The sequence below is a fragment of the Streptomyces sp. BE303 genome, from assembly GCF_036290945.1.
Lineage (GTDB): Bacteria > Actinomycetota > Actinomycetes > Streptomycetales > Streptomycetaceae > Kitasatospora.
Genome location: NZ_JAQYWZ010000462.1, coordinates 1 through 1,441, shown reverse-complemented (window position 1 = coordinate 1,441; position 1,441 = coordinate 1). Strand labels below are relative to the sequence as shown.

Annotated in this window: 1 protein-coding gene and 1 pseudogene; both read right to left on the bottom strand. The window is 73.4% G+C overall.

Annotated features, from left to right (window positions below):
• Nucleotides 1-219 (bottom strand): annotated as a pseudogene (locus PUR56_RS08875) (hypothetical protein); the annotation flags it as partial.
• Nucleotides 220-444: 225 nt separating this feature from the next.
• On the bottom strand, nt 445-1,441 hold a 997-nt coding region (locus PUR56_RS08870; RefSeq protein WP_329948473.1), incomplete at its 5' end, for a hypothetical protein.

The following is a 1,441-nucleotide window of genomic DNA, read 5'->3' as shown; positions in this document are numbered from 1 at the left end:
GGTGTTGCCGGCGGCGGTGAGGGAGGCGTTGTAGTCGGTGGAGAGCTGGTTGAAGAGCGACTCCGTGACCTGGGCGCCGACGCCGACGATGTCGGTGGCGGCGGGCGGGGGCACGGGGATCGGCTGGGGCGGGTCGGCGAGCGCCGGGGCGGCGGAGGCGAGGGCGAGCGCGGCGGCCAGTGCGAGGGCCGGGGCGACCCGGGCGGTGAGACGGTGCACGAGGTGAACTCCCTTTCGGGGGCGGGCGGTCGGGCCACCGGGATCATCGGTGTGCCGGTCCGTGGCCCGGAAGATCCCAGGCTTCTGGGGGGTGGACGTCCCCGCAGGTCACCCCCGGTCCCCGCCCGCTCCGACCGCCACCTGTTCTTCCACCGGACGCCCCCCGTACGCCGCCCGGGGCTGCCGTCGGGTGGTGTGCGCGGCGGGGCCGGGCGGCCCCGGCCGTCAGCTGTGCTCCGTCGAGCCGCAGGCCCCGGGGGGAAACGCGAGGAAGCCGTGACTGCGGATCCTCGACGCGCCGGACCAGCAGATCCAGCCGTTCGGCGAGAAGATCTCGCGGAGCGCCCGGGCGTGCGCGTCACCGGCGTTCCACTCCGCCTCCCGGAGGGCGACCCGGAGCCGGTAGGCGAAGTACGAGGCGGCGAACGTGGCGTGGAGGGTGTGGCTGGACGGGTTCACCACCGGGACGCCGCCGATCGCGCGCGGGACGAGCGCGCCCGGGTTGTCGGTCGGGGTGGCGTGACCGCCGTAGGTCTGGCCGATGTAGCGGCCGACGGAGTACGGGACGACTACGTCCGGGTCGTGCAGGAAGGCGCCCGTGCCGCTGTTCTCCTCCCGGATGAGGGTGACGCAGTCCCCGATCCTCACGTAGCTCGGCCCGCTGGTCTGCTGGATCCCGGCCAGGAACATCGACGCGGCGTCCGTGATGTGCTCGTAGTTGTAGATGGGCAGTGCCGGCTTGATGGGGGCGTCGGGCAGCGCCGAGTCGATCTGCCGCCAGTTGGTGGTGTGGCACTCGTAGATGCCGCGCAGCTGGGCGGCGGTCAGACTGTTCGGGGCGTGGCCGCCGGTCGGCGCGGCCCAGCTCACGGCGTCCTTCGCCAGGGTGACGAAGAGGGTGGACGCCGGGTCGTTGACGCTCGGGCCGCGGGTGCTGCGGGCGAAGTCGACGGTGCTGCTCGTGGTGGCGTTCACCGCCGTGATGCCCGCACTGGAGAACATCGGGCGGACCAGCGGGGACGATCCCGCCTTGGGGGTGATGAGGTTCGCCCCGACCGAGTCCCAGCTGTAGAGGCGGGGCGAGGTGGTGTTGCCGGCGGCGGTGAGGGAGGCGTTGTAGTCGGTGGAGAGCTGGTTGAAGAGCGACTCCGTGACCTGGGCGCCGACGCCGACGATGTCGGTGGCGGCGGGCGGGGGCACGGGGATCGGCTGGGGCGGGTCG